Raw genomic sequence first — 4838 nt, 5'->3', positions numbered from 1 at the left:
GTATTTAATAGTTTAGCTTATACGATTTTAGGTAAACAATAGCATTGTATACCGCTATTGTTTACCTAATTTCCAAGAAATAGAGGTGATCGTAGGTGACTAAACCTTTTAAAAAAAATAGTCGTTATATGGTTGGATTAGATAGTCTAAGAGGCCTAGCTATACTAGGTGTTATTTTGTATCATATTAATTTTAGTTGGATGCCTGGAGGGTTTTTAGGGGTTACTGTATTTTTTGTACTCTCAGGTTATTTAATTACAGATATTCTAGCGATGGAGTGGAAGAGAAATAAGAGAATTGATTTGAAGAAATTCTGGCTTAGTAGAGCAAGGAGATTACTTCCAGGAATGTTTGTCATGCTCGTTATAACGTTGGCATGGATTACGATTTTTCATAGCTCTTTACTTGAAACAATGCGTGGAGATTCATTAGCGGCGTTATTTTATGTTAGTAACTGGTGGTATATTTATCATAAATTATCGTACTTTGATAATTTTAACCAGCTTTCTCCATTGAATCATTTTTGGTCGTTAGCAGTTGAGGAACAATTCTATGTTGTCTGGCCGTTTATCATTAGTTTAGGACTTTACCACATAAAAAAACAATCCCGTATGATTTTATTGATTTGTCTGGGAGCTGTTGCTTCAGCTTTAGCGATGGCAATTTTGTATGAACCTGGAGCTGATCCGAGCAGAATTTATTATGGCACAGATACGAGGGCCTTTTCTTTACTTATTGGAGCGGCACTTGCCTTAATTTGGCCAAGCGATAGGCTTGCAAATAAAATTATTCCAAAGGCGCGGCTCATTCTTGATGTAGTGGGAGGAACTGCTCTTATTATTATTTTGCTTATGTTTTGGAAGACTAATCAATATGATCCGTTTCTATACAATGGGGGAATGGTTCTCTTATCAATTGCAACAGCATTGTTAGTGGCAAATCTTGCTCATCCAGCGAGCCGCATCGCTCAATTTTTACGATTTAGACCTTTACGTTGGATAGGAATAAGGTCGTATGGCATATACCTCTGGCATTATCCAATTCTTACATTGACAACTCCAAAAGTAAATGCTGGAGATTTTTCACTAATAAGAGCAACTCTTCAATTTCTTCTGATTATAATGATTGCGCAAATTTCATGGAAGTTTATTGAAAAACCGATCCGACAAGGTGCGCTCCGAAACATTCAGTTTAAGAATTTAAGACTTCAAAATGTCGCTTTAGGTGTTAAGTTAGCTTTAATTTGTGCATTATTCGTTTCGTCGATAGCCGTCTTAGGGTTAGTTAGTAAGGATAAGGAGAATCCTCAACTAGATAAGGTGGAAGCAGTACAAACACAACCGGCGAAACATCCAGTTGCAGTTCGGGAAAATCCAACTCAAGAGACGCCTCAAAATCAAGAAGAATCAAAAGAAGTAAATTCTGCGCAACCTAAAAATTCTCTCACCGTTACAGCGATAGGTGATTCCGTTCTGATTGATATTGCTCCGTATTTAAAAAATACTTTTCCTGATATTAGGATTGATGCACAAATTGGTCGCCAGCTGTCAAAAGCGATTCCTGTAGTTGAACAGTTAAAGAATGAAGGGGATTTAGGAAACTATGTCATTATTGGATTAGGTACAAATGGAGCCTTTACTACTGAGCAACTTGTATCATTAATAAAATTAATTGGGAATGAACGTAAAATGATTTTTATTAATACGAGGGTACCACGTCCGTGGGAATCAATCGTGAATGAGAGATTGAAAGTGACAGTATCTGAATATCCTAATATAACTCTAGTTGATTGGTATGCAGCAAGTGCTGGAAAGGGAGACTACTTTGCACCTGATGGTGTGCATTTAACCAAAGTAGGTGCAGAAGCATACGCAGCACTTGTAGCCAAAGCGGTGAATCAATAATTAGATATGTTTTATTAATTTCTTTTGCAAAATTAACTGAAATGTAAAAGCTCTATGGTTGAGGAAGACAATTTTTTTGCAGTCATCAATAATTTCTGTAATTTATTATACGTCGGAAAAGCGAAGTTTGGTTGAAGACTCCGTCTTTTTTATACAGGGCATGAATGGTTTCGATGCCTTTTACTATACGTGAGGCATGACGGATGTTTTGAATTCCTGCGGATTTGGAAAAGTGTCTGTCGCTTTACATGACGATGGTCCTGTTCTGTGAGATTATTTATAGGAAGAAAGAATGTAACTTCCTAACTTTAAAAATAAGCCCAAAGAATTATTTAATTCTTTGGGCTTATTTTTGGTTCTGGTGCAAAAACTTCAGGATAATTGCAAGTAATCTCTTAAACTTGGACATAATGATAGCATTATTCTAAAAAAGTGTGTGATCGGTATGGAAAAGGAACTTCTGGTGCAAAAAAATACTGTCGTTGTTTACACCAGAACCAGCGATCCTCCTTGTATATCGATATTACTAGTGTGAAAATTAATAGTTAACTAGGGGAAAAGTTAAAGAATTATAAGGGAAACATTAAGGTTGGATAATTATAGTCATGATGAAGGGGTGAAAATATAATTTCACTTACATTTAAACATAAAGAAGCTTTAACATTAGAGGACAGGAATACATAAAGAATGTATAAAAATGTATAAACAATAAATTATTCTTGTATAAATATAGAAGTGAATTATGAGGTGGAAATAGCAGCTAGAGATAAAAAGTTTCCTTAATTCGAGTGGGGGGGAAGAATTTGTAAGTGCAAAAGGATTTTATTTTCTTTTGTGGAATGTTATTTATATTTAGCTTATTAAAATTTAGAAAGGAGAATATTTATGAAGTATTCCTTATTGGAGACAAATACAGATCCAGGAAAGAAAGAATCATTGCTTACACGGTGTGCAAATGTATTTTCGAGATGGTCTCAGAAATATGTTCCAGATGCCTTTGTTATTGCTGTGCTGCTCACTTTATTTACTTTCATTATAGCTTTGTTGATGAATCCCTCAAATCCGTACAAAATCGTAAAATCTTGGGGGGATGGGTTTTGGACTTATTTAACGTTTACAATGCAAATGGTATTGCTAATGGTTACAGGGATGACGTTAGCTTCTGTCCCGTTTGTTAATAGAGGCTTGCAGTCAGTTGCAAAGTTAGCCGATACACCTCAAAAGGCTTATACAATGACATTTTTGATCAGTGCAATTGCATACTATATCAATTGGGGACTAGCGGTAGTTGTGGGAGCGATCATTGCGAAGGAAGTAGCGAAAAAGAATCCGAATGCACATTTTCCATTACTTGTAGCAGCTGCTTATGCTCCGACAGCCTTATATAGCGCAGGTCTCTCTAGTTCTATTGGCTTGACAATTGCCACAAAGGATCATTTTCTTGTAGATATGATTGGAATTATTCCTACCTCACAAACAATCTTTAGTTACTCTACTCTAATTATTTTTTTCACTCTATTCATCACGATGCCAATTATTATTGTACTTATGGCTCCAAAAAGCGGGATTATCAGGTATAAAGCACTCGAAACAGATACAAATTCTTTTGTAAAACCTCCTCAAAAGAATTTAACTACTGCGGAAAAACTGGAATGGACACCGGTCCTAGGAATAGTATTAGGTGCAATCGGCACGTTGTATTGTGTTTATGAATTCATGAACGGTCATAGTTTAGATTTAAATATCATTAATTTGTTTTTCTTGTCACTTGGTTTGCTCCTGCATGGTTCTCTTGGCAACTTTGCACAAGGATTCAAAGAATCTGCGCAATCCATTTCTCCAATTATCCTACAGTTTCCGTTTTATGCGGGGATTATCGCTGTTTTAGGTAGTTCAGGATTGGGAAGCTCAATCATTGAATGGATGGCATCCATTGCGTCAAAGGATACATTTGATATATTTACATATTGGTCAGCGGGATTGGTGAACTTATTGGCGCCATCTGGCGGGGGACAATGGGCTTTACAAGGGCCACTGCAGGTTCCGGCAGGGTTGAAGCTAGGTGTAGATCCGGCTACTATCGCTATGGCGGTAGGCTGGGGAGACGCATGGACAAATTTGATTCAGCCGTTCTGGGCACTACCTCTTTTAGGGGTGCTGGGATTGAAAATTAAAGATATCATGGGTTATTGTTTCATTCTCTGCATTTGGGTCGGGATTGTTACAAGTTTATTGATGTTATTTGTATATTAGCTTTCATAGGAATACGCATCACTATCAAGTCAAGGGCTTAAAATACCATTAAAATGAAAGTAAAACGGATCTAGAAGTACAGACGAAGTATTTATGAACACCGTAGGTTTCAGTATCAACTTTCCGGATATCTATGTTATTCCATGTAGGAAGGCGATTTTTATTTCAAGGAGGTTTTTTAGATGGAATCTAGTAAAGCCATAGTGTGGATTAATGTAGTTACTGCCAAACCAGGTAAATTAGATGAATTAGTTGTTATCCCAGCTGAAGAACTACTTAACTTTAAGAGAAAAGGTATTCTTGGTTGGATTAGCAGTCGTTGACATCGTTCTATTGATAATAACAAGGCAATTATGATGAGTATTGAATATCATAAAAATTGGTTAGGAAAAAATGACTTCTCTGAACACTTAAACAAGATTAAACACTTAATTGGAGGAGTAGAAGGTGGGTACTACATGTTAGTGGAAAACATTGGAAATATGTAAACTACTTATATTCTAAATTTTTATTTATCCTCTTGATAGTGAAAAGTTAATATACCGGAAATAAAAGCCCATGGAAAAACTCCATGGGCTTCATCAATTAATAAAATAAAATCAAAATTATGTTGTATTTAGGGGGAGCACCACACATCCATCAACTTAAGGATTTAGACTATTCTTAAACTTAAAAGCACGT

4 protein-coding genes and 1 pseudogene are annotated in these 4838 nt (G+C 36.0%); 4 read left to right on the top strand and 1 reads right to left on the bottom strand.

The window, feature by feature from the left end; all coding sequences use genetic code 11:
- The first annotated feature begins 95 nt into the window (after positions 1-95).
- Positions 96-1904 carry an acyltransferase family protein gene (locus tag AB3X48_RS17830; RefSeq protein ID WP_016105468.1) on the top strand — a complete coding sequence of 603 codons (1809 nt, stop codon included), beginning with the start codon at positions 96-98 and terminating at the stop codon, positions 1902-1904.
- Between the two features lie 32 nt (positions 1905-1936).
- On the opposite strand, the pseudogene AB3X48_RS17825 reads toward AB3X48_RS17830, so the two are convergent.
- Positions 1937-2185 (bottom strand): annotated as a pseudogene (locus AB3X48_RS17825) (hypothetical protein); the annotation flags it as partial.
- Between the two features lie 604 nt (positions 2186-2789).
- Between AB3X48_RS17825 and AB3X48_RS17820 the strand changes: the two are divergent.
- The 3 genes from AB3X48_RS17820 (at position 2790) to AB3X48_RS17810 (ending at position 4645) form a co-directional block, all read left to right on the top strand.
- Positions 2790-4157, top strand: coding sequence for a short-chain fatty acid transporter (locus tag AB3X48_RS17820; RefSeq protein ID WP_016105467.1), 1368 nt, complete (start codon positions 2790-2792; stop codon positions 4155-4157).
- Positions 4158-4339: 182 nt separating this feature from the next.
- Positions 4340-4480, top strand: a complete 141-nt coding sequence (locus AB3X48_RS17815; RefSeq protein WP_165762433.1) for a hypothetical protein — start codon at positions 4340-4342, stop codon at positions 4478-4480.
- Between the two features lie 33 nt (positions 4481-4513).
- A complete protein-coding gene (locus tag AB3X48_RS17810) occupies positions 4514-4645 on the top strand; it encodes a hypothetical protein (RefSeq protein ID WP_256416316.1) in 132 nt (43 codons plus the stop codon).
- The last annotated feature ends 193 nt before the right edge of the window (positions 4646-4838 follow it).

Origin of the sequence: Bacillus sp. S4 (assembly GCF_040838205.1) — a bacterium.
Lineage (GTDB): Bacteria > Bacillota > Bacilli > Bacillales > Bacillaceae_G > Bacillus_A > Bacillus_A cereus_U.
The sequence above is the reverse complement of the archived record's forward strand: the minus strand, read 5'-3'. Positions and strand labels throughout refer to the sequence as shown.